The 22,313-nt window shown below is 70.7% G+C and carries 17 protein-coding genes and 2 pseudogenes; 10 read left to right on the top strand and 9 right to left on the bottom strand.

The genetic code is table 11. The annotated features are described in order from the left end of the window. The first annotated feature begins 223 nt into the window (after positions 1 to 223). From ACZ5PB_RS09360 to ACZ5PB_RS09350, 3 genes are all read left to right on the top strand, one after another. Positions 224 to 2,521, top strand: coding sequence for a molybdopterin-dependent oxidoreductase (locus ACZ5PB_RS09360; RefSeq protein WP_468689284.1), 2,298 nt, complete (start codon positions 224 to 226; stop codon positions 2,519 to 2,521). A 136-nt stretch (positions 2,522 to 2,657) separates the two neighbouring features. After that, a complete protein-coding gene (locus ACZ5PB_RS09355; RefSeq protein WP_468689282.1) occupies positions 2,658 to 3,209 on the top strand; it encodes an EF-hand domain-containing protein in 552 nt (183 codons plus the stop codon). A 251-nt stretch (positions 3,210 to 3,460) separates the two neighbouring features. Further along, complete coding sequence (locus tag ACZ5PB_RS09350; RefSeq protein ID WP_468689280.1) at positions 3,461 to 5,134, top strand: hydroxysqualene dehydroxylase; 1,674 nt, start codon at positions 3,461 to 3,463, stop codon at positions 5,132 to 5,134. Here the strand turns inward: ACZ5PB_RS09350 and ACZ5PB_RS09345 are convergent. Next, on the bottom strand, positions 5,118 to 6,020 hold the full coding sequence (locus tag ACZ5PB_RS09345; RefSeq protein WP_468689277.1) for a polyprenyl synthetase family protein: 903 nt from the start codon (positions 6,018 to 6,020) through the stop codon (positions 5,118 to 5,120). The genes ACZ5PB_RS09350 and ACZ5PB_RS09345 overlap by 17 nt on opposite strands. Before the next feature lie 268 nt (positions 6,021 to 6,288). On the opposite strand from ACZ5PB_RS09345, the gene ACZ5PB_RS09340 reads away from it, so the two are divergent. Further along, the gene (locus tag ACZ5PB_RS09340) at positions 6,289 to 7,569 is read left to right on the top strand and encodes a low temperature requirement protein A (protein WP_468689275.1); all 1,281 of its coding nucleotides are present in this window, start codon (positions 6,289 to 6,291) and stop codon (positions 7,567 to 7,569) included. Between the two features lie 478 nt (positions 7,570 to 8,047). Next, the gene (locus ACZ5PB_RS09335) at positions 8,048 to 8,203 is read left to right on the top strand and encodes a hypothetical protein (RefSeq protein ID WP_468689274.1); all 156 of its coding nucleotides are present in this window, start codon (positions 8,048 to 8,050) and stop codon (positions 8,201 to 8,203) included. 300 nt (positions 8,204 to 8,503) lie between these two features. Here the strand turns inward: ACZ5PB_RS09335 and ACZ5PB_RS09330 are convergent, their stop codons facing one another. Further along, the gene (locus ACZ5PB_RS09330; RefSeq protein ID WP_468689272.1) at positions 8,504 to 9,052 is read right to left on the bottom strand and encodes a DUF5959 family protein; all 549 of its coding nucleotides are present in this window, start codon (positions 9,050 to 9,052) and stop codon (positions 8,504 to 8,506) included. A 214-nt stretch (positions 9,053 to 9,266) separates the two neighbouring features. Between ACZ5PB_RS09330 and ACZ5PB_RS09325 the strand changes: the two genes are divergently transcribed. Next, positions 9,267 to 9,608 carry a DUF1330 domain-containing protein gene (locus ACZ5PB_RS09325; RefSeq protein WP_468689271.1) on the top strand — a complete coding sequence of 114 codons (342 nt, stop codon included), beginning with the start codon at positions 9,267 to 9,269 and terminating at the stop codon, positions 9,606 to 9,608. Here ACZ5PB_RS09325 and ACZ5PB_RS09320 read toward each other — a convergent pair. Then, positions 9,560 to 10,240: a hypothetical protein gene (locus ACZ5PB_RS09320; protein WP_468689269.1), complete on the bottom strand. Its 681-nt coding sequence runs from the start codon at positions 10,238 to 10,240 to the stop codon at positions 9,560 to 9,562. The two genes, ACZ5PB_RS09325 and ACZ5PB_RS09320, sit on opposite strands and share 49 nt — an antisense overlap. A 32-nt stretch (positions 10,241 to 10,272) precedes the next feature. On the opposite strand from ACZ5PB_RS09320, the gene ACZ5PB_RS09315 reads away from it, so the two are divergent. Further along, complete coding sequence (locus ACZ5PB_RS09315) at positions 10,273 to 10,767, top strand: DinB family protein (RefSeq protein WP_468689268.1); 495 nt, start codon at positions 10,273 to 10,275, stop codon at positions 10,765 to 10,767. Between the two features lie 487 nt (positions 10,768 to 11,254). On the opposite strand, the gene ACZ5PB_RS09310 is transcribed toward ACZ5PB_RS09315, so the two are convergent. The 5 genes from ACZ5PB_RS09310 to ACZ5PB_RS09290 all read right to left on the bottom strand — a co-directional run bounded on the left by ACZ5PB_RS09310 (position 11,255) and on the right by ACZ5PB_RS09290 (position 19,627). Beyond that, positions 11,255 to 11,719 carry a transposase gene (locus tag ACZ5PB_RS09310; RefSeq protein ID WP_468689267.1) on the bottom strand — a complete coding sequence of 155 codons (465 nt, stop codon included), beginning with the start codon at positions 11,717 to 11,719 and terminating at the stop codon, positions 11,255 to 11,257. Between the two features lie 315 nt (positions 11,720 to 12,034). Further along, positions 12,035 to 12,622 carry a peptidase inhibitor family I36 protein gene (locus tag ACZ5PB_RS09305; protein ID WP_468689265.1) on the bottom strand — a complete coding sequence of 196 codons (588 nt, stop codon included), beginning with the start codon at positions 12,620 to 12,622 and terminating at the stop codon, positions 12,035 to 12,037. A gap of 127 nt (positions 12,623 to 12,749) precedes the next feature. Beyond that, a complete protein-coding gene (locus tag ACZ5PB_RS09300; RefSeq protein WP_468689264.1) occupies positions 12,750 to 13,664 on the bottom strand; it encodes a helix-turn-helix domain-containing protein in 915 nt (304 codons plus the stop codon). 174 nt (positions 13,665 to 13,838) lie between these two features. Then, positions 13,839 to 18,884: a CHAT domain-containing protein gene (locus tag ACZ5PB_RS09295; RefSeq protein ID WP_468689261.1), complete on the bottom strand. Its 5,046-nt coding sequence runs from the start codon at positions 18,882 to 18,884 to the stop codon at positions 13,839 to 13,841. Then, positions 18,881 to 19,627 carry a DUF6338 family protein gene (locus tag ACZ5PB_RS09290; RefSeq protein WP_468689260.1) on the bottom strand — a complete coding sequence of 249 codons (747 nt, stop codon included), beginning with the start codon at positions 19,625 to 19,627 and terminating at the stop codon, positions 18,881 to 18,883. Before ACZ5PB_RS09290 ends, ACZ5PB_RS09295 begins: the two co-directional genes overlap by 4 nt. Before the next feature lie 127 nt (positions 19,628 to 19,754). On the opposite strand from ACZ5PB_RS09290, the gene ACZ5PB_RS09285 reads away from it, so the two are divergent. Then, entirely contained in the window at positions 19,755 to 19,955 is a 201-nt protein-coding gene (locus tag ACZ5PB_RS09285) for a hypothetical protein (protein WP_468689259.1), read from the top strand. Between the two features lie 385 nt (positions 19,956 to 20,340). Further along, the gene (locus tag ACZ5PB_RS09280; RefSeq protein WP_468689257.1) at positions 20,341 to 20,661 is read left to right on the top strand and encodes a transposase family protein; all 321 of its coding nucleotides are present in this window, start codon (positions 20,341 to 20,343) and stop codon (positions 20,659 to 20,661) included. 514 nt (positions 20,662 to 21,175) lie between these two features. On the opposite strand, the pseudogene ACZ5PB_RS09275 reads toward ACZ5PB_RS09280, so the two are convergent. After that, positions 21,176 to 21,409 (bottom strand): annotated as a pseudogene (locus tag ACZ5PB_RS09275) (IS3 family transposase); the annotation flags it as partial. 273 nt (positions 21,410 to 21,682) lie between these two features. Between ACZ5PB_RS09275 and ACZ5PB_RS09270 the strand changes: the two are divergent. Continuing rightward, a pseudogene (locus ACZ5PB_RS09270) lies at positions 21,683 to 21,895 on the top strand (amino acid ABC transporter ATP-binding protein); the annotation flags it as partial. Positions 21,896 to 22,313: the final 418 nt, after the last annotated feature.

The raw sequence follows: 22,313 nt of genomic DNA, 5'->3' as shown, positions 1-22,313 counted from the left end.
GCGTGGTCTACCGGTTGGGATGGTTAAGCCTGCCGGTTCCAGCACCACTGTCCGCGAACCCTGCTCTGGCGCCGACACGCTGACAGGTGAGGTTGATCAGTGGACGGCGGGGGAATCCTCTTTCCTGCGGTCCGTCGGCTGGACGGGGCCCTTTGACGTAGGCATCCGCCGTGCGAGAGCAGGGAAACTTCCAGGGTGGGGTTGATGCATGGTGGAACGGCGCATGTCGGTCGCGACGCATTGGGGCAGCTATATCGCAGTGGTCGATTCCGGCCGGTTGGTACGCATTGAGCCGACGAGCGATGACCCTTCACCGTCGCCTATCGGCCCCGGAATGGTGACAGCCGCCGACGACCGCGCTCGCGTGTTGCGCCCAGCGGTGCGCAAGGGCTGGTTGAACGGCCTGCCGCGCGCCCGCGACACGACCAGAGGCGGGGATGCCTTCGTGGAGGTGAGCTGGGACGATGCGCTCACGCTGGTGGGCGATGAACTGCGTCGGGTGCGTTCACAGCACGGAAACAGCGCGGTGTTCGGCGGATCCTACGGATGGGCGAGTGCAGGCGCGTTCCACAACGCGCAGGGGCAGCTACACCGGTTCCTGGCGCTGGGCGGGGGATACACCGACTCGCGCAACACGTACAGCACCGCGGCGTTGGAGGTGATCCTCCCCCATGTGATCGGCGGGCATCCGTGGAGCTACCAGTCCCGGATGCCGATGTGGGACGAGATAGCCGAGAACTGTGAGCTCGTGGTGGCTTTCGGAGGGCTGGCCCTCAAGAACAGCCAGATCAACCCTGGTGGGCTGGCCAGGCACCAGACGCAGGACCTGCAGCGCCGGTGCCGTGCGGCCGGGGTGCGGTTCGTGAACGTCAGTCCCATCCGCAGTGACGTCGCCGGGTTCCTCGACGCCGAGTGGCTGCCCGTCGTCCCCAACACCGACACCGCCGCGATGCTCGGCATCGCCCACACGATGCTGGTCAACGGCTGGCACGACGAGGACTTCCTCCGCCGGTGCTGCGTCGGCTTCGAACGCTTCGCCTCCTATCTGCTCGGCGAGCTCGACGGCGTCCCCAAGGACGCTGCCTGGGCGGCGAGGATCACGGGGATCAGCCGCGACACCCTCACCGACCTCGCCCGCCGCCTCACGACGCAGCGTTCGCTCATCATGGTCAACTACGCGGTGCAGCGTGCGGACCACGGCGAACAGCCGATCTGGATGTCGGTCGTGCTGGCCGCCATGGCGGGCTCGATGGGCCGGCCGGGCTGCGGCTGGGGCGCTGGTTACGCAACGATGGACGCGACCGGCGTCGCCCCGGGACGCCCCTCCGTGGCGACGATTCCCGCGGTTTCCAACCCCGTCTCGGACTTCATTCCGGTCGCAAGGATCGCCGACACCCTGCTGCATCCGGGCAGGACCATCGACTACGACGGCCAGCGCCTCACGCTGCCCGAGCTTCGCCTCGTGTACTGGTGCGGAGGGAACCCGTTCCACCACCACCAGGACCTCCATCGGTTGGCCCGTGCCTGGCAGAGGCCCGACACGGTGGTGGTTCACGAAGCCTGGTGGAACACCACGGCCAAGTTCGCGGACATCGTCCTGCCCGTCGCCACCGGCCTGGAGCGAGACGACTTCGCCGCCGGATTCTCCGACCCCCACCTCGTCGCGATGCCGAAGGTCCGCGAGCCGGAGGGCGAGTCGCGCACCGACCACCAGATCTTCGCCGCCCTCGCCGCCCGGCTCGGATACGAGAAGGAGTTCACCCAGTCGCGCTCCGAGATCGAATGGGTCCGGCACCTCTACGAGCAGACAAGGGCCCAGCTCGGCGACGAGGCAACCTTGCCGAGTTTCGACGACTTCTGGCGCAGCTCCACCGCTGAGCTGCCGGCGCTGACCGGACCGTTTCCTGGCAGCTTCGAGGCGCTCCGCTTGGACCCGCGGCACTTCCCCCTGCCGACACCGTCGGGCCGGATCGAGATCTTCTCCGAGAAGATCAACTCGTTCGGCTACGACGACTGCGCCGGGCATCCGACGTGGTTCGAGCCGGTGGAGTGGCTCCACGCTGACCTGGCGGACCGGTTTCCGCTGCATCTGATCTCGAATCAGCCTGCCTCGCGGCTGCACAGCCAGTACGACAACGGCGGTTGCAGCCTCGGTTCGAAGATCCGTGGCCGTGAGCCCGTGACGCTCAACCCGTCGGACGCGGCGTCTCGCGGCATCGAGGACGGCATGGTCGTACGGGTCCACAACGACCGGGGCAGCTGCCTGGCGGGCGCAGTCCTGTCGGACGACCTCATGCCAGGCGTTGTACAGCTGTCCACGGGAGCGTGGTGGGATCCGGTCCGGCCGGGCCTGAACGGAACCTTGGACCGCCACGGCAATCCGAACGTCCTCACGGCGGATCGGCCGTGCTCGCGCCTGTCCCAGGGGCCGAGCGCTCTCAGCGCGCTGGTCGAAATCGAGCCGTACGAGGATCCCCTCCCTGGTGTGCTCGCCTTTACACCACCAAACCTCGAACATTGATACGAAAACCTCCTGCCTTGTTGGGCGTGATTCCGTGTACGCCCTCGACAAGCGCCCAGCAGGCCGGTCAGACCATGCGAAAGCATCCCTACTTGCCGTTTGCGCCTGCGTAACGGCATGAATACTGTGCGCATTCATGACTGCACTTCAAAACCTCAAGTACGGCCAGTGGTTCAGGGGCGCCGACGTCGACGGCGACGGATTCATCACCCAGCGGGACGTCCAGATGATGAACGAGCGTTACGTCGCAGCCCGCGGCGCCTCGCCGGACTCCGAGACCGCCCGCCTGCTCGCCGAGGGGATGGACGCCTTCTGGACGAACGTGATCGCCCCCATGGACCAGGACGGTGACGGCAAGGTCGACCTGCGGGAGATGACCGAAGGGTTCAGGCGGGTCCTGACCGACCCCGCCCTCTACCCGGAACAGATCGAACCGGTCACCAACTGCTTCTTCGACCTCGTCGACCTCAACGGAGACGGCAAGATCGACCAGGCGGAGTTCCAGCAGATGTTCAACTCGGTCGCCGGCGTCCCCGGCGACGACTGCGCCGCCGTCTTCGCCGCCCTGGACCGGGACGGCTCCGGTGCGCTGGACCGGGCCGAATTCCACCAGGCGGTCACGGAGTTCTTCTACGGCAACGACCCGGACGCTCCTGCCAACCACCTCTTCGGCAGGGTCACCGGCTGACGGCCCCACACACGACCGCGGGACCCGCGGGCCCACACCACCGCTGGTGTGGGCCCGCGGCGTGAAGACCTGGCCGTGCGCACCTCCCGGCCGACGGCGGGGAGGACTGCTCCAAGGCTTCGTGCACTGGCCGGGAATGAGGCCTCCTCCAGGACGCTCAGCAGATTGATGATCTACTCGTCGTGACTGGGTGGAGGGGGCCTGGCTGGTGGCCCCTGGTAAAGGAGGTGGTGGTTTCCGTGGGGCGGGGCTTGCGAGTCGCGGTGCTGGGTGGCGGCGTGGCGGGGTTGACGGCGGCGATGGAGCTGGCGGAGCGCGGCTTCGAGGTGACGGTGGTGGAGCCCGCCGGATGGGGTGGCAAGGCCCGTAGCGCGTGGGTGGCGGGGACCGGCCGCGGCGGGCGGCTGGATCTGCCTAGTGAGCACGGGTTCAGGTTCTTCCCCGGGTTCTACCGGAGTCTGCCGGACACCTTGCGCCGTATCCCTGTCGACGGCAGCACTGCGGGGGTGGCGGGGAATCTGCGGGAGGCGACACAGATGCTGTCCGCGCGCTCGGGCCGGGTGGGTGAGCGGGTCACGGATGTGTCCGCGACTGCGAGTACGCGCACTCCGATGGAGTTCCTGCGTGCTGTCGGGCTGGAGGCGGGTGGCAGGGGCCTGACGAGCGAGGAGCTGCTGTACTTCGCGAACCGGATGCTCGTCTACATGACGAGCAGTGACGAGCGGCGGCTGGGCCAGTGGGAGTCGACCTCGTGGTGGGACTTCGCCGCGGCCGCCGGTGCCTCCGAGGAGTACGTCAAGGCGTGCGTGGTGGGCGCGACCCGTACGGTGGTCGCGGCACGGGCCGAGGTCTGCAGTGCGCATACGGTCGGCGGGTTCCTGGAGGCTTTCAGTTTCGGGTTCCTGGGCCGGGGCGAGGACCTGCAGCCGGCGGACCGGGTGCTCAACGGACCCACCAGCACAGCCTGGATCGACCCGTGGATCCGTCATCTTGCGTCCCTGGGGGTGCGGCTGGAACTCGGGTGGGGGGTCGAGCGCCTGGCCGTGAGCGGTCGCCGTGTCACCGGGGCCCACCTGCGCGGTCCGGCCGGCCGGCGGCGGGAGCTGGAGGCCGACTGGTACATGTGCGCGCTGCCGGTCCATCGCATCGGGGCGCTGCTGGACCGCGGACTGGCGGAGGCCGACGCCGAGCTCAAGAGCGTGACGGGGTTGCACACGGACTGGATGGTCGGCATGCAGTTCTACCTGACACAGCCGGTGCCGGTCGCCCATGGCCATGTCCTGTTCCTGGACTCGCCCTGGGCGCTCACTTCGATCAGCCAGGCACAGTTCTGGGACGGCGACTTCGCGGTCACCTACGGCGACGGGACGGTGGCCGACTGCCTGTCGGTGGACATCTCCTCCTGGGACACCCCGGGCATCCTGTACGGCAAACCGGCCCGTGAGTGCAGCCGGGCGCAGATCGCGGCCGAGGTCTGGGCACAGCTGTGCGACGGGCTCAACGGAACGGGTCGAACCCGCTTGCACAAGGGACTGCTGCACTCCTGGGAGCTGGATTCGGCGGTGCGGAACCTCAACGGGCCGGGACCTGCCGTCAACGACGAGCCTCTGCTGATCAACACCACCGGTTCATGGAAAGCGCGCCCGCGTGCGGTGACGGCCGCAGCGAATCTGTTCATGGCCGGGGACTACGTGCGCTCGCCGGTGAACCTGGCGACGATGGAAGGCGCGAACCAGGCCGCCCGCCTCGCCGCGAACGCCCTGCTGGAGGCGGCCGGCGGCACCTGGGTTCCCGCGGCCGTGCACGCCCTGCACCAACCCAGGGAACTACGCAGGCTCAAGGAAGTGGACGCCGAGCTGTTCGCGCAGGGCCGCGCGCACCTCATGGATGGGCCGCCGCCATGGAAGGTCAATGCACGCGTCTGATCACGACCGTGCACAGCGCTTCGAGGTCTTCGAGAGCTGAGGGCACGGTGGTGAGGCGATGCAGCCGGTCGCGTGCGGCTGTCGCGTGCTGGGTGGCGCGGTCGCTGGTCCAGCGGCGTCCGCCCGCCTCCTCGACCAGGCGGGCGAGGCGGGCGGTATCGCCGGCGGGCTGCGAGTAGAGGCGGGCGAGTTCGTCGCCGGCCTGGGTCTTGGAGGTCAGCGCGGCCACCACGGGCACCGACATCTTGCGGTTCTTCAGGTCGTTGAAAACGGGCTTTCCGGTCACCGCGGGGTCGCCCCAGATACCGAGCAGGTCGTCCACGAGCTGGAAGGCCATGCCGAGGTCGTGCCCGAACTCTGCCCACTGGGCGCAGACGGCCGGGTCGGCGCCTCCGTAGAGGGCACCCAGCCGGCACGCGCAGGCGAACAGCGAGGCGGTCTTGCCCGAGACCATCTCCAGACACTCCGCCAGGGTCACCTCGCTCCGGCCTTCGAAGACCAGGTCCAGGCTCTCGCCGACCGCCAGTTGGATCAGCACATCCACCAGGGCGGCCGACGCCTCACGGACCACCGGCCCGTCCGGCCCGTCGGCTTCCGACAGGACGTCGAACGCGGTCAGCATCATCGCGTCCGCGGACCGGGCCGCTGACGACGGGCCGAAAACCTGCCACGCGGCCGCGCGGTGGCGCCGCACCGTGTCACCGTCCAGAACATCGTCGTAGAGAAGCGACAGGTTGTGCACCATCTCCACCGCCGCGGCCGCCGGCACCGCCCGCCGATCCACACCTCCCACCGCACGCGCACACGCCAGAGTCAGGGCAGCACGAACGTACTTACCACCGTGCCGCGCCCCCTCCCCCGACCAGCCGAACTGATAGGCAGCCACCTCAGCAGCGGACCCCTGAAGCGATCCCACCCACCGCCGCAGCTGACCCTCGCAAGCCTCGCCCGCGCTCCGCAGCACCTCATCGACCGCACCCACCCGTCAACCCCCACCGTCAGCATCACACGAACCCATGCGCCTCCCTGCCCGGCAGCCGGCGCGCACGGATCCCCCAGGTTCCATGATCGTAGGCGCGGCCGGCACATCGCTTCGCCACTGCCTCGGCCGTGCGGCCGGGCGGGTACGAGAAGCGTCAGAAATACTGCTGCACATGACTGAACCCCGACCCACCAGCACGTCCGGCAAGCACGGGCTGACGCGACGGCTGGTCCCCATGACCGGCCGTGACCCAGAAGAACACGGCCGGACCGCCTCGCCGCTGGAGCTCTTGTTCGACCTGACCTTCGTGGTCGCCGTCGGCACAGCGGCGTTCCAGTTCGCCGAAATGGTCGCCGAAGGGCACGTCGGCCAGGCGGTCATCGCGTTCGTCCTGGCGATGTTCGCGATCAGCATCGCCTGGATCAGCTTCAGCTGGTTCGCCTCCGCCTTCGCCACCGACGACTGGCTCTACCGGGCCCTGACGATGCTGCAGATGATCGGCGTCGTCGTCTTCTCGCTCGGCCTGCCCGCGATGTTCCACTCCGTCGAGGAGGGCGGCCACCTCGAACTGCGCGCCATGGTCGTCGGCTACGTCGTGATGCGCATCGCGATGGTGCTGCAATGGTGGCGTGCCGCCCGGCAGTCCCGGTCGTTCCACGACGTCGGCATGGCCAACATCCGCTGGACGCTGATCGTCCAGGCAGGCTGGATCGTCGTGGCCTTCGTCCACATGCCGATCGCCGTCGTCTTCGTCGCGTTCGGCGTCCTGGGCGCCCTCGAACTCGTCCTGCCGGTGCTCACCCAGGGCTCCGCCGGCGGTACACCGTGGCACCCGCACCACGTCGCCGAACGGTACGGACTCTTCGCGATCATCGTCCTCGGTGAGGGCGTCGTCGGTACCGTCGCCTCCTCCGGCGACCTCCTGGGCGGCGGAGACGGCACGCACTGGACCTGGAACGCCATCGCCGTGGTCATCGCCGGCGTGGGACTGACCTTCGGCATGTGGTGGATGTACTTCCTGACACCGTTCGGCGACATCCTGGTACACCGCCGCAGCCGCGGATACCTCTTCGGCTACGGCCACATCCCCCTGTTCATCGGCGTCGCCGGAGCCGGCGCCGGGCTGCACGTGGCGGGCCTGTACATGGAACACCACGCCAAGATCTCCGGCACCGCCGTCGTCCTCGCCCTCGCCCTCCCGGTCGGCCTCTACATGCTGATGATCTACCTCCTGCACACCCTGCTGCTCTCCACCGCCGACCGCTTCCACATCCTCCTGATCGCCCTCACCATCGCCGTCCTGCTCACGGCCGTCCTCCTGGCCGCCGCCGGCGTGGCCATCGCGGTCTGCCTTCTGGTAGTCATGCTCGCGCCGTTCGTCACGGTGATCGGCTATGAGACGGTCGGCCACCGCCACCAACAAGAGATGCTGCAAGAACTCGGTCAGCAATAGACGAGGTGCCAACTGCACCGGGCACAGCAGACCACCAAAGCGCACAACAGGGGCGGAACGGCCCCCGTCCCGCACGGCACCATCGAGAGACCCGGCCTGCCCCGCTCCGCACCGAGGCATGCAGAGAGAAGTCCGGCTCGCCCTGCATCGTTCCTTCGGCCAGCAGGGCGGAGGGACAAGCTCGGCAAGGACTGAAGCACCAATGACAGTGGCGGCTTGGGCAGCTCCGCATCGTTCAGCTGCGGGGCGATCCCCACCACGGGACGCCACGGCGCCGGCTCCGAGGATTCCAGCAGCAGGTCGTCGGTCTTCCCATACAGCGCGGTCGCAAGGGAGTTCAAGTCGGTCGGGTGGGGCTCGGTCCGAGGGACGGGACACTCCAACTGTTACTGAGCTTTCGGGCGTGGTGTCGTCTACGAGCATCTGCCTGAATCCTCAAGGGAGGATAGGTTTCGGCTGTTCTGAGGAGTGGTGAGAGATGGCTGAGCCATGGCCTGAGTTCTGGCCGGTGTTCGAGGAAGCGGAGCGTGCGCAGTGGGCGTACGTGCCGTTCGAGCGGGTGGGTCCGCTGCGGTTCGGCCTCGACCTGGGGGAGACGGCCGCCATGATGAAGGCGGCTGGCTACTCCCAGTAGGTCCATCAGCCGGGGGTCGGTGGGGTCTTCGAGGACGTGTTGGGCTCCGGCGCGGGAGAGGTCGGTGCTGGAGGTACCGCCGGTGGCCACGCGGCCAGCACCCGGACGCCGTTGGCCAGGCCCGCCGCGATGTCGGCGGGAGTATCACCGATCAGGAGACCTCGTGGGGGTCGAAGACCCCGCCCAAGACAGCAGCGCGACCTCAGAGAATCTCCCTCAAGCAGCTTGATGCGACATAAGGAGCGTTCTATCCAGCCAGGGCCGTTTGAGAAGTAAGGGCGTTCGCGGGGGCGAGGAGATTCAACGCTTGCGGCTGGGACTCCACTCGTAGGCCAGGGGAGCCGTTTCTACGACTTCACTCGGCCAGGTCTCTCGAACCTGCTCAAGTCGCTGGTGATGCTCCTGGATCCAGGTCTTCTGCGGCTGGAGCCAGAGCATTGCGGTGAGGCGGTCGGGGTCGTCGACGGTCACGGACAAGGAGCAGTCCTCGTGCATGTGGAAGGCGAGGCTCAGTCCGCGGTCGCTACCGATGCTCGCGTCCGTGCCCGGTGCGAGTCGGGTCAGGTCGCGCTGCCAGGCGTCGAGGTCCTGTTGGAAAAGAACGAGTTCAAGCCGGGCATCAACGAAGTCGGCGGACGCCAGGACATCGGCCCGCAGGATGTCGTGGCCGGTCAGCACTCCGGGCTGGTAGCGGCCGGTCACTCGGACGATGCAGCGGTTGCCGTCTGCATCATTCAGGTGGATCAGGTCCACCGCCTTCGGTTCGGGCACCGCCAGCCCCTCTCTCGTGATGGTCGGATACGCATCCTCTCGCATCACTGGCTGGGCTTCGCTGAGTCGGCTGTGCATCTTTCCAGTAGAAGAGCCGACGCAGCCGCCCGTGGCTGTGCGGACAATAACTGGGTTTTGGCACACATTCCGTGAGGGGCAGACCGGTGGGGCGTGCAGACCCTCGGAGTGTTTCCTCGGCCCCCGTGGCAATTACCTCCGGCGTAATCGCACCGCCCAACCGCCCTCAGCTACGTTCGCGGTCATCGCTCACCCAGAACGAAGGAGCACCGTGGTGCCCGCTTACGGCTTCGCTCATCTCCGCAGCCGCCGGAATCACTCCGACGTCATCACGTACCTGGAGCGCATCCAGGCAACCCTCGACCCCTTCGCGGGCCGCTTCGTCATCCATGGTCCGCCAGCCGAAGTCGTAGAGGGCACGTGGCCCGGCAGCATGGTGCTGATCGAGTTCCCCAGCCTGGCCGAAGCCCGCGCCTGGTACGACTCTCCGGCCTACCGGGCCATCCTGCACTTGCGTACCGACCACATCGAAGGCGACCTACTGCTGATCGAAGGTGTCGGACCGAACTACCTCCCGGCCGAACGAGCTCGCAAGCTGCAAACAGAAGCCAGCTGAGCAAGCCAGTCGACCACGTGCTCCGGCGGTCGCAGACCATGCGATGTCACAGAAGCTGAACCCCGTTGATCGCCCTCACGGAATGTGTGCCAGAGCCCGACATCCACCGTCAAAGCCACGCCCGTCACCGTACGCGGCGGGCGGCTTCGTCGTACGGCAAGAAGGCAACCGGTCGTCTTGGTCAGCAGGGCGGTGTTGACGTCGGCGTCGTGTCCCAGGTGCAGGGCGTGGCGGGGCAGTGTCCCCAGCAGGGTGCGGACCCGTTGTAGCTGGCCGGGGGCGGGGGTGGGCAGCAGGCCGAAGACGTCGGGGTAGCGGTCCTCGGTCGCGGTGTGGAAGAAGTCGGCGTCGCCGAGGGTCTGTTCGGTGTCGAGTGGGGTGGGGGTGGTGTCCGTGGTGACGGTGGGGAAGAGCAGGTGTGCGGCGTGGACTTCGGTGGCCAGGGTCAGGCCGAGCCAGTCGGCGAGCTGGTCGGGGAAGAACTGCGGTTTCAGTTCCTTGCCCTGGACGCGGATGGGAGTTTTGGAGCCGGCGAGCAGGGCGTCGGTGACGAGGTGGTGCTGGGTGGGGGGAAGTTGCTGTCCGTCGGGGGTGCTTCCGGACGCTCCCGCAGTGACCGAGTTCCCCTCCACGAACTCACGGTGCAGCACTAGGGTCTGCAGTCATGGACTTCCGAGCGACCACCGCCCCCGCTACCTTCCCTGCCCCGCTGCGGGAGCAGTTCGAGACGTTCCTTGATGAGCACCGGGCCGCTCTCCATGCCAGTCTGGACGGGCTGACCGAGGAGCAGGCCCGGCGGTCGCTGGTGGCGTCGAAGACCACCCTGCTGGGACTCGTCAAGCACGTCACGTTCGTGGAGAAGGTCTGGTTCGACGAGGCGATCACCTGCCGGCCGCGTGCCGAGATCGGTATTCCGGACACGCCAGACGAGTCCTTCGACCTGGACGACGGCGATACCGTCGCCTCGGTCCAGCTCGCCTACAGGGAAGCCTGCAAGGAGTCGCGGAAGGCCACCGCGGAGCTGTCGCTGGACGATGTCGTACGGGGAAACCGGCGCGGCCCGCTGCCGATGCGCTGGATCTACCTCCACGTGCTGCGCGAACTGGCCCAGCACTGCGGCCACGCGGACATCCTGCGCGAGCAGATCCAAACCGCCTAGTCCGCGAAAGTTCATGGAGGGGTGCTCAGGCTGCTTGGAGTGGGCTGGCGGCGTCAGTCCGCTCGCCCCAGGTCGACTCAGTTGAGGTCCGCTTCCGGGCCGGAGTTGCCTACGCGGAAGCCCAGTGGAAGGACAAGGACGGACCCGTCCCGCTGAACCGCCTGCGCTTCACCGGTCCACGAGGCGACCGTGGCGCACGCGGAGGCGACGCGGCAGCGCCGGTACGACGTCGAACGGGAGCTGAAGCGGGTCGTACGCCACCCGGAGCCTACGGAGTAGTCGGCTCTGCCTCGTGTTCCGTCCAGCAGAGCAGCGCGTGCTGCTGGCGGGCATACGCGACCGGGTTGTCCACGGTCACGCCGTCCTGCTTGGCCAGTGCCTCGGCCACGCAAAACGCTCGACGCCTGGGGGAAACAGGACCACGGTAGCGGCTAGATGGTTGATGTGCTTTTGCGTGCTGGTCAGTGTGGGGGGTGGTCGTAGTGGATCAGGGATGTTTCCTGTTGGCTGGGCTTCCAGTCCGAGCTGGCCCCTTGAGCGTCCAGTTCACCGACTCGATGCTCTGGCGGAGCCAGTACGGGAAGACTCCGGGGTCTGGTTCGTCCTTGCGGGCGGGCCGGACCACGGTGATCCCCCGCTCGGCCATGTCCGTCTCGAACCCGGCCCCGGCGAAGCCCTTGTCACACACGCCAGTGGTGCCCGGGCTGCGACGGTTCTTCTCCAGCGCGAACATCATCCGCAGCGCGGCGCGCTCCTTGATCACATTCGGATCGACCAGAACGCACCCGGTGACCAGTCCGTCCGGTGCGCACACGAGCATCAGCTCGGCGCCCCAGGAGAAGCGGTGGTGAGACTCGTCCAAGCCGTAGCCGGCCCACCCGGACAGGTCCGAGCGTTCCGCGGTATGCCGCGAAGAGCCGCACGGCACGGGAGTACCGTCCCACCACCGCACCGGGCCGGCACTGGACGGAGTCCGCGCCACGAGCCCAGCACAGGGCCGCCTCCAGCAGATCACCGGACCGGCGCAGACGCCGGTCGTACTCGCACTGGGACAGCAGCTCCGCGTCGGTCACCTCCTGCGGATGCCCCGGCCCCGAACGCGCCTTGCACGAGGGGATGATGCCGTCATCAAGCTCGACGTACAGTGCGGTCGGGAGAGTGTCCAGATCGGTGTTCACAGCGCGTCCCCCGGGTCGGGCCAGTGTTCTGCACCACCGATTCTGGGCACTCTCCGTCATTCCAGACAGAGCCCAAGCACATCGACCAACTAGCAGGGCTTCACGTACCAGACCGGACCCCAGTTGGCGTCGGCGTCGGAGGAGTACGCGCCCGGGGTCGTGTAGATGCGGTTCTTGTTCTTGTCGTACATGCGCGCCTTGGTGTCCTTGGACTGGTTGTTGATCCACGAGCCGCCGCTGTTCCAGCCGTCCGGGATCTCGGCCATCGTGCACGCCGAACGGTTCCACTGGGCGCCGGTGAAGTTCGCACCCTTGTAGCCGCAGAAGTAGAGGTACGGGCAGCCCGCGAGGGCGGTGGCGGGGTCATTGCCGTTGAGGCCGCTGTTCAGGGGCCTGGCGTACTTCTCGCCCGGCACGGCGAGCACCACGGACCCGCCGTCCACGGCTACCTCGTTGGCGGCGACCTGCCTGCCACCGGACGACGCGAGGAACGCGTCGACCTGCTGCTGGAGACCGCGGATCTGCTGGGTGCTCAGGCCGTCGCGGACCGCCTCGGCGCGGAACGACGCGGCGTTCGATCCGTCGGGGGCCACTGAGGCACCCGCGGGGGTGGCCACTGCCGCGACACCGAGGAGAACCGCTCCCCCGACCATGGCGACCTGGGTACGCAGTTGCATGGGACGACTTCCTTTCGGCAGAGCCCTTGGGCGGCCCCTGCGGGCCGCTCGGGCACGGAATGACGACGTCCTCACCCTGGGGCCGGCGGCCTCCCCGGTCTTGAAGAAATTCGCACTCGCCATGAACTCAATTCCCCCCGGGGCCGGTTGACCGAATTCCGCCGATGTCCAGAACGGCACTGGTGATTTCTCCCGGCACCCTGTCGTCGGTCGCGGGCCCTTCGAAGAATCCACTGCGGATGGCCAGAAATTTCCGTGGCGTGCATCCGGTCATGGCCTTGCACTCCCGGGAGAAGTGGGCCTGGTCGCTGAACCGGCAGGCCGCAGCTGCCTGCGAGGGCGAACCGGATTCGATGAGCAGCCGCAGGGCGCTGCGCAGTCTGAGCACCCGTGCCGCGCCCTTCGGCGTCAGCCCGATCTGCTCGCCGAAGCGGTACTCGAACTGCCGCCAGCTCCAGCCGGTCTGCTCGGCGAGCCGCCGGATGGGAACCGCCCCCGACGACCGGACGAGTTCCCGCCAGGCGTGGCGCACCCGGGGAGAGGACGGCGGCCCCTCCGCGCTCCACCGCAGGAGCACGCTGTCCAGCAGGGCGAAGCGGTCGGCCCAGGTCGGGCTTGCCGCGAGCGCCTCGGCGAGGAACTGGAAGCGCCTGCCGAGGAGTTCCTCGGGATGCGTGAAGCGTTCGGCGAGTTCGCACATGGGCGTCCGGAACAGGGAGAAGGCCGCCCACGGGGCGAGGATGACTTCCACGCCGTACAGATTTCCGCCGGGGCGGCCGAACGTCGCGTGGGTGCTGAGCCCCGAGACCAGCGAGCGGTGGGCGGTCGCCCGGCCGCCGAAGTCCGGGGTGTCGGCCAGTTCCAGGGCGTGGTCGAAGAGCAGCAGCAACGTGACGACGCCGTCCGGCACTTCGAGCCTGGCCCGTGGAGCTCCGAGAGCGAGCCGAAAGCCCCGGTAGCTCTGTACGCCTCCCCTGAGCCGTACGTCGGGAACCGCCGAGGCCGTCTCCCAACTGCCTTCCGGACATGTCGCGTGACGCATGCGTTCCCCCTCGGGAGCGATGGCGCAGCTGTCGAGAATTCGCCACGGTGGCGAAACGGGCTGCCGATGAGATCCGGGTGTACGTGTGAGATCCGGTGGTACGGGGATGTACGGGGCGCGGATTCGGCCCGTCATTATCCCGGCCCGTGAAGCCCGTTCACCCGAGGAATTCCGTCAACTCGGCGTCGCGTCCCGGCCGGGCGGGCCCAGTGCTATCCGGACTTGTGCCAGTGCGGCGGCCCTGGCCCGGGAGTGCGGGGCGAGGCCCGGGTCCACCGCGAGCTCCCGCAGCAGGGCCGCACCGCGCGCGTCCCCGTGGCACATCAGGGCGTGGGCGGCCTGCACCCGGCCCGTACCGTCCAGTCCGGCGTCGGTGCTCAGCTCGTACAGGACGGCGAGGGCCCGAGGCGTACGGGTGAGCGCGAGCGCCGCTGCGGCCTGCACGCGCACCATCGCGTCGAGCCCCTCGTCCTCGACGAGGTCGGACAGGGCCGCCCCTGCCCGGGGGTCCTCACGTCGGGCGAGAACACGGGCGGCGTGCAGGCGCGTCGTGGCGACGAGGCCGGGAGTCGTGGCGCAGCGGGCGAGGAGGTCACGCAGGGGCGGTGCGGCGTCGGGGAGATCGGAGAGTCCGCCGAGGAAGCCGACCGCCCCGAAGCTGACAGCTGTGCCGGCGACGGCTCTCAGGTCGGCGGGCACGGCGGGGTCGACCGCCAGGTTCAGCAGGACGCCGGCGCCGCGCAGGTCCTGGCGCAGGAGGAGTGCGTGTCCGGCGTTGATCCGCGCGGAGGGCCGGAACGCGGGGTCGGCCCCGAACCGGACGAGGCGTTCGGCGCTGCCGTTGTCGCCGCCGTCGTTGCCGTCGTGCTCGCCGTCGTCGTCGGGGAGGCTCTGGAGGGCCAGCGCCCGTGCGTCGTCGTCCAGCCCGGTCTCCGCCAGGAGTTCGACGAGCCGGGGGAGGCCCCGGCGGCCTCTGTCGCGGGCCGCGGCGACGCGGGTCAGGTCGTGCAGGGTGGCGCCGGTGGCGTGGGCGTCCACCACCGGCAGCCCGTGCGGGATCAGCAGCCAGGCCATGGCGCGCGCGGCGGCGGTGCGGTCCTCGGGGGCCAGGGCGGGATCGAGGGCGAGCGCCCGGAGGGCTGCGCCGTTCTGGTCCGCGCGGGCGAGCTCCACCCGGTCCGCCGCGGGGGTCCCGGGGTCGGCCAGGAAGCCGGCGAGGAGGTCCGCACGGACCTCGCCCCGGACACCGGCCCCGTCCGGCAGTGCGCGGGCCGCGGCGATCCGGCAGTGGACGGGGACGGTCGGGTCGGCGGCGATCCGGGTGAGCGTGTCCGCGCCGTCCTCGCCGAGTGCGCGGGCCGCGGCGATCCGCACACGGGGATCCGTGGCGGGGTCGGCGGCCAGCGCGGAGCGCTCCTCCTCGGGCAGCGCGGCCGCCGCGCGCCCCCGGGCGTACGCGTCGGTCTCCGGGGCCGTGAGGAGCAGCCTCAGCAGGATCTCGCCCCGGGGATCGCCTAGCCGGGCCAGTGAGGCGGCGGCCCTGACCCGGGCGTCGGCGGCACGTGCCGGTTCGGCGGCGACGGCGGCGAGGTACTCGGCGGCCCTCGGGTGCCCGAGTGCGGCGAGGCTGTCCGCGGCCCTCGCCGCGGTGATGTCCGGGCGCGCCGGGTCGAGCACGGTCCGCTCCAGCAAGGCGGTACCGCGCGGGTCGCCGGCCTCGTGGAGGGCCACGGCGGCCTGGTTGCGTTCGTCGAACAGGTCGTTGCGGAAAGGGTCGTTGGCGATCACGTGGAGCGCGTCGCGCCCGCGCGGGTCACCGATCCGGTCGAGGGCGCGGACGGCGGTACGGGTGCGGCCGAAGGGCGCCAGGAAGGTGCCGGTGGCGATGGACCGGAGTGTCGGCGGCTCGTGGGCGATCCGTACGAGTGCGTCGGCCGTCGGGTCCGGGCCCGACAGGCAGCGCGCCAGGAAGTCGGCCGCGGCCTCGTCGGGAGCCCTCGGGGCATCCTCCGCAGAGAGCAGTTCGCGCTCGCGGCCCCTGGCCGCCCGCCGCATACGGTCGGCGAAGTCGGCCCGTCGCGTGGTGCGCAACCGCCGCAGCGCCCGCGCCCCGTCGCTGTCCGGTTCCGCCAGGATGCCGAGCAGCAGGTCCTCGCCCGCCACGTGGGTGCGGCCGTCGGCGAGGGCCAGTTCCCTCGCCCGCCCGGCGGCGGCCAGCAGGTACGCGGACGGCTGCGGACCCTCGGCGAGAGGCGGGCCCGGGGCCGGGGGCTCGCCGCCGCGGAACAGATTGGCGCCGATGTCACGGGCCGCCGCGAGTAGCGCCCGGGACCGGCCGATGTCCTTCACGAGGGGTTCGAAGAGCAGCCAGAGGGCCAGCGGCGAGGTGCCGATCGGGCGGACTTGGTCGGGCCGGGCGGAGCCGCGGGCCCACAGCAGCGGGTCGATCGCGTTGCGCGTCCACTGGACGGGCAGGTGGCCGGGCAGGTCCTCCCCCGGTGCGGGCCCGTCCGGCGGGAGGGTGCCGGTGCGCCCGGAGACCTGGTAGAAGGCCCAGGACAGGGGCTTGGCGCCGGGGCCGCCGGAGCGCCAGCGCATCAGGTAGCGCCGTTGGAGTGCGCGCAGCACGGCGGCGGCCTCGGCGTCGGGATTGCGGCGCAGCGCGCGCAGCAGGTTGATGTCCAGCAGCCCGTCGTCGGTGACCGGGGTGGTGCTGGCCACCACCTGGTCCGCCCCGGCCCACAGGACGGCGGGGACCAGGGTGAGCCACTCCCCCGCGTGGGCGTGGCTGATCCCGGCCGTGTCGCAGGCCGCCAGGATCACGGTCGCCGGAAACGGGTAGCTGGGCCGCGTGCGGTCGTCGGCCAGCAGGTCCCCGGCGGTGAGCCGGTCGGGGCCCGGTCCGGGGGCCAGGGGCAGCCAGGTGGCCGAGGGGCCCGTGCCGGGCGGTGGCGGGTGGCAGTGCGAGGCGAGGAAGAGGGTTCCCCGGTGCGGCAGTTCCCGCAGTCGGCAAGAGAGTTCGGCTGCGGTGGCCGTCGGCCGTCCGGGGAGCCAGGGGCCGCCGAGTACGCGCGCGTCCGGGGGCAGTTGGGTGAGCAGCCGCCGTACGTTCGCGAGGTGGGTCCGGGCGGTGCCCGAGGGGTCGAGCACGGCGAGCACCTCGTCGCCGCGCGGCGCCGGGGGTTCCCGTCCGGCCAGCTCCGCCAACTGGGCGGCGGTGACGCCCAGTCGGAGCGTGGCCCGGTCGATCAACGGGGTGTCCGTGCCGGGGAGGGGGAGCAGGGCCCAGGGAACGCCTGCCAGCACGGGGTCCGGGGCGATCACCAGGGGGACCGGGCGCACCGCGCGGGTGAGGACGTCGACGAGGAGGCCCGGGAGCAGGGCGCGGCCGCACAGTGCGGCGAGCGCGGCCCCGGCCTCCCGGTCCCGGCCGAAGGGGCCGGCCGTGGCGCGCTGCCGCGCCTCGTGCGCGCTCTCGCCGGGGAGCGGGACGGGCAGGGCAACCCGCAGTCCGTCCAGCGCGGTGCGGGCCGGGCTGCCGGGGGCGGTGCTGAGCAGGCCGGCGTCCGCGCCGGCCGGCTGGAGGAGGCCCCAGTACAGGCCGTCCTCGTTGGCCCACCAGCTGAGCCAGACGGCGTCGGGGCCGCCCGCCGTCACGCGCGCCCGGTCGAGATCGACCCAGGCCGTACCGTCGGGGCGGCCCCGGGTGCCCCGGAGCCTGGACCTGCCCCGGACCTCGACACCGGGCGGCGGTGCGAGGGGCGTCTCCGCCGCGACCGGGTCGCCGGGGGCGCACCCGGCAGGCGCTGCCGGGCGGCTCTGGAGGCGTCCGGCCTCGATGAGTTCCAGCGCGAGTTCGAACCGGCCTCCCCGCACGGCGAGTCCGAGGGTCGTCCGATGGGCCCGGCTGTGCTGCCGCAGCCAGCGCAGCCGGTCGACCTGGCTGTGCAGCCGATAGCGGTGTTCCTCGATCACGGCCAGTGCCTTCAGCCCCTGTCGCAGGGCGTCCGTCCGCTGTTCCCGCAGCTCCGCGAGCTCGGCGGAGGCCAGGTACGCGCGGGCGGCGGACAGGTGCTTGCCGAAGGACCGCAGCGTCTCGGCGGCGCCCAGGAGGGGATCGTCGGGGTCGTTGACGTGCGCGCCGTCGTCGCCCTGGGCACGGAGCAGGCGCACGTGGGCCTCGTCGAAGCGCAGCGCGACCCGGGCCGCGGTCAGCCAGGTCCGCCGCCAACGGCCGCTGAGAGGGCGGGTGTCACAGCCCCGGTGCAGGTGCCAGGTCGAAACCCGGGCGGCATGGGCGTAGATGTTCCCGACGTACCGGTGCTCGCCGCCCCTCCGCTCCAGGGCCTCCCCCACCACGAGGAGCCACTCGGCGCACACGCACCACGACAGCCTGAGCGCCGCGGCGAGGGCGCGCCGTGCGGCGGTCCGCTCGGCCGCCGCCGGGTCCTTCCTCAGCCCCACCACCCGTGTCCACAGGAGTGCGGGAATCCGGTCCCGTACGGGTTCCAGCGTGGCCGATGCCGCCTCCCCGTCGCCGAGTTCGTCGTACACCCGGGCCAGGAGCACTGCGGTGTGGTGGCGCAGCCGGGGGTCCGTGCCGCCGTCGGCGGACTGTGCGTCGCGCAGGTGGTCGAGGCTCTCCTGGAGGCGCTCGGTCTCCAGGGCGGCGTGTGCGGCCCGCAGCGACAGCCGGGCCCGGCAGTCGCCCCGTCGTCCGCCGTCGGCCGGGGGTGCGCCCTCGTGTGCCGCGAGGGCCGCCCGGTAGACGGCCAGGGCGTCCTCGCCGTATCCGTCGCGCAGTTCGCGGTCCCCCCGTCGTACCGCGTCGGGGGCGTGCGCGCAGCGGATCCTGGGCCGGGGCCGCGCCGGGCGGGCTGGCAGGACGGCGACCGCGCGCACCGCCCGGACCAGAGGCGGTGCGAGGAAGGGCGCGGGCAGGACGTACCAGGGAGCGCCCAGCAGTACGGAGCCCGCCGCCAGGACGATGGCGAGGGCGGTGGCGCCCGGTCTGCGCAGCCGGGGGTGGCGCACCCGCTGCGCGCACGCCCACACGAGGACCGCGCACGCCCAGCCGCTCGTACCGGTGTGCAGCAGCCACACCAGCAGGGGCGAGACGGCGACGGCGGTCTGGGACAGCCGCCGTCCGGCCAGCGCCGCGAGGTGAACGGCCCGCACCCCGGTGTCGGCCGCCCAGTACCAGCCCGAAGGCCTGGTCATGGCGTGGCCGGGGGTCGGGGCGGGCGGGACGGGCGGGGTGTGGCCGGGGGTCGGGGCGGGCGGGGCGGCGGCTCCTCCACGTACGCGACGAAGAGTGCGACGACGCGGCGGGCGCTGATCGCCACGGCTCCCACCTGTGGGAGCGCGGCGGTCTCCGCGGTCCCCGGGGAGCGGTAGAGGAGGGGCGCGCCCAGGGTCAGGTCGCGGTCGGGCCCGTCGGCGGCGGCCCGGCTGTAGGACAGCAGCCAGCCGGCCACGTACGCGCCGTCCTCCAGTACGCAGCCCACGTGCACCCGGCGGCCAGGATGCCGGGTGAAGAGCACGCCCCAGCCCGAGAGGTACGGCTCGTGGCGCCGTTCGGGGAGCAGGGCACGCAGGCCGGGTGTGCGGCGCAGCACCCGGAACGTCCGGGGTGCGGCCGCGGCGTTCGCGAGCAGGCAGGCGAACGCCAGGACGGCGCAGCCCCACAGCGCCAGCTCCGTGTAGTGCCGCCCGGCGTACGCCGAGGGCCCGCGGATCAGGGCACCGACATCGGGCGTGGCGTCGGGGAACGCGGTCCTGACGAGCCCGAACACTGCGAGGGCGAGGGCGTCGCACAGAACGCTGACGAGGGCGATGGTGACGGTCTCCCGGAACACCGAGGGCTGCCGTTCGGGGCCGCGTCGTTCGTCGCGCAGCGCGTGCACAAAGCCCGGCGCGAGCAGGGTGACAAAGATGACGAGTCCGATCAGACTGGTCGGCACGTCGTACCCCCGTCCCCTGTCTCCTGTGCTGCGGCGCGGCTCCCTCCATGGTCCTCGTCGCGGAGATCGGGGCCAAGAGGCGGGTGGAAGCGGGGAGCGGCGGCAAGAAGCGGAGAGGGGCGGGACGGTGGCGGTTCAGGACGGCGACGACGATGGCCGGGGCGACGGGATCGACCTGGGTGAGGTCGAGTTCAACGACTCCGACGAACCCGACGGGTCCCACGAGGCGGACGGCGGGGGCTACCGCGGTCACACGCTCGTCGAGGGCTCCCTCCCGCCGACCACACACAGCCCGCCGCCACCACCGCCGCCGCCCGCTCGGGCCTGATCCGCAGCGCTCAACGGGTGATCTCGGACACCCAAACGGGTTTCACACCACTTTTCGCAGGAATGCACTGGTTGCCTGACCGGCGCGGAGCTGGTGTGCCTGGCGGTCGCGCAGGTGCTGCTGCGGTTCAGCGACGAGCGGCACTGGATTCGTTCCGCGCGGGTCCTGGTCGGGCGTCTCTTCCCGCGGCTGCTGTCCCGGAGCGAGTACGACCGGCGTCTGCGCCGGTCCGGTGATCTGCTGGAGGCGGCCCTGTGCTGGGCTCGCGGCGCGGACTCCGTCCAGTGCCGGCCCGGTGCGGTGGTGGGACCGTACTCCCGTGCCGTGCGGCTCCTCGCGGCAGACCGCGGAACGCTCGGACCTGTCCGGGTGGGCCGGCTACGGCTTGGACGAGTCTCACCACCGCTTCTCCTGGGGCGCCGAGCTGATGCTCGTGTGCGCACCGGACGGACTGGTCACCGGGTGCGTTCTGGTCGATCCGAATGTGATCAAGGAGCGCGCCGCGCTGCGGATGATGTTCGCGCTGGAGAAGAACCGTCGCAGCCCGGGCACCACTGGCGTGTGTGACAAGGGCTTCGCCGGGGCCGGGTTCGAGACGGACATGGCCGAGCTGGGGATCACCGTGGTCCGGCCCGCCCGCAAGGACGAACCAGACCCCGGACTCTTCCCGTACTGGCTCCGCCGGCGCATCGAGTCGGTGAACTGAACGCTCAAGGGCCAGCTCGGACTGGAAGCCCAGCCAACAGGAAACATCCCTGATCCACCACGACCACCCCACCACACTGACCAGCACGCAAAAGCACATCAACCATCTAGCCGCGTGCTGCCGGTTCGAGTGCGGTCGCCAGGGCGCGGAGGGCGGGAACCAGGTCGGGGTGGTCGCCGCGGCTGGCGGACTGGAGCAGGTCGGCGGCGACCACCAGGAGGGCGGTGTGTCCGTCGGGGGTGTCGAGGACCGGCAGTTCCGCGCAGAGGCGTGTTGCGGTGTGCGGGGCGAGGAGCGCGTGGTGGTCGGCCATGGCGTAGCCGACGACCTCGCGGGTGGCCAGGTCCAGCCGGCAGGCGAGGTAGAGCCAGCCCTCGGCCGTCGGGAGGTAGGTGATGTCACCGACCAGCTTGGTGCCAGGGCGGTCGGCGTGGAAGTTGCGGCCGATCAGGTCCGGGGCCGGGGCCGGCCTCGCCTTCTTGTCGGGCCGGGTCAGCGAGCGGCGCTTGCGTCGGGTGACGCCTTGGAAGTCGCGTTCGCGCATGATGCGGGTGATGCGTTTGCGGTTCACCCGCCGCCCCAGCCGCCGCAGTTCGGCGTGGATGCGCGGGACCCCGTAGGTGCGGCGCGAAGCGATGTGCAGCATGGTGATCTCGTGCGCGAGTAGATCGTCGGCGGCATGCCGAGCCTGGCGGGCAGCCTCGCCCTCATGCCACGCGCAGGAGGAGGAGCGAGCCCCATGCAGCACGCGGCACAGCAGAACGATGGGATGGTTCGCCTTCTCCGCGTCGATCAACCGGTGCAACTCGCTCACCGGTCGTTTTCCTTCACGAAGAAGGCGGTCGCTTTTTTCAGGATCTCGATCGTCTGCTGCTGTTCGCGGTTTTCCCGCCGCAGCCACTTGAGCTCCTCATGCTCGGCCGTGGTGAGCTCGCCGGGCCTGCCCTCGCCCCGGTCGGCCTTGGCCTGGCGGCACCAGCCGCGCAGGGACTCCGAGCTGGACCTTGCCCTTGGGAAGCTTCAGGTCGCGGACCGGGTGGTCTTCATGGACGGCGGAGTCATCGTCGAGGAGGGCACTCCGGACCAGGTGATCGGCTCTCCGACGCACGCTCGAATCTGCTCCTTCCTCGCCCGCCTACTCGACCCGGCGGCGGCGGGTCTGTGCGACGACGGAGCGGGAGGTGCCGCACCGGGAGCGGCCTCACCGGGAGCCCCGTCGGCCCCTCCGGCGTAGCGCTCCGTGGTGCACCTGGTCTCCCGGGCGCCTCCGGTGGCGTGCGGGCTTCCTCGGCCCGGACCCCGCCCGTGCGATACGGGTGGGGCCGCCACGCCCCTGCCGCCGCGCCAGGTCGGCCATGACGGGGCGCGTCGACCACCGACAACTCCCCGGTCAGCTTCCGCTACCTACACCTCCGCGGCGGGGTCCGCGGTCCTGCAGGACACGTCGAAGTCCTCTTGCTCGCGCAAAAGCGCTACTGGGGCCGGACTGAACGGACCTGCCGTGCACCACCATGCGCTCCGAACAAGCGTGCGCGTCGGCCTCCCGCGCCCCCGGGGAGTTGCATCCGGCTTCGAGCACAGCCAGCCATGACGACCCATCAGATCCGGGGCATGATACTCCGTCACCCCGCAGAGATAGATGGCCCCCACAT

This window comes from Streptomyces sp. NPDC032721, assembly GCF_055579625.1.
The sequence above is the reverse complement of the archived record's forward strand: the minus strand, read 5'-3'. Positions and strand labels throughout refer to the sequence as shown.

Bases quoted from the DNA above. Each gene is read 5' to 3' on its own strand.
- ACZ5PB_RS09335 (WP_468689274.1), top strand. From the start codon at position 8,048: ATGGCTGAGCCATGGCCTGAGTTCTGGCCGGTGTTCGAGGAAGCGGAG.
- ACZ5PB_RS09355 (WP_468689282.1), top strand. From the start codon at position 2,658: ATGACTGCACTTCAAAACCTCAAGTACGGCCAGTGGTTCAGGGGCGCC.
- ACZ5PB_RS09315 (WP_468689268.1), top strand. From the start codon at position 10,273: ATGGACTTCCGAGCGACCACCGCCCCCGCTACCTTCCCTGCCCCGCTG.
- ACZ5PB_RS09300 (WP_468689264.1), bottom strand. From the start codon at position 13,664: ATGCGTCACGCGACATGTCCGGAAGGCAGTTGGGAGACGGCCTCGGCG.
- ACZ5PB_RS09360 (WP_468689284.1), top strand. From the start codon at position 224: ATGTCGGTCGCGACGCATTGGGGCAGCTATATCGCAGTGGTCGATTCC.
- ACZ5PB_RS09330 (WP_468689272.1), bottom strand. From the start codon at position 9,052: ATGCACAGCCGACTCAGCGAAGCCCAGCCAGTGATGCGAGAGGATGCG.
- ACZ5PB_RS09305 (WP_468689265.1), bottom strand. From the start codon at position 12,622: ATGCAACTGCGTACCCAGGTCGCCATGGTCGGGGGAGCGGTTCTCCTC.
- ACZ5PB_RS09340 (WP_468689275.1), top strand. From the start codon at position 6,289: ATGACTGAACCCCGACCCACCAGCACGTCCGGCAAGCACGGGCTGACG.
- ACZ5PB_RS09295 (WP_468689261.1), bottom strand. From the start codon at position 18,884: ATGACCAGGCCTTCGGGCTGGTACTGGGCGGCCGACACCGGGGTGCGG.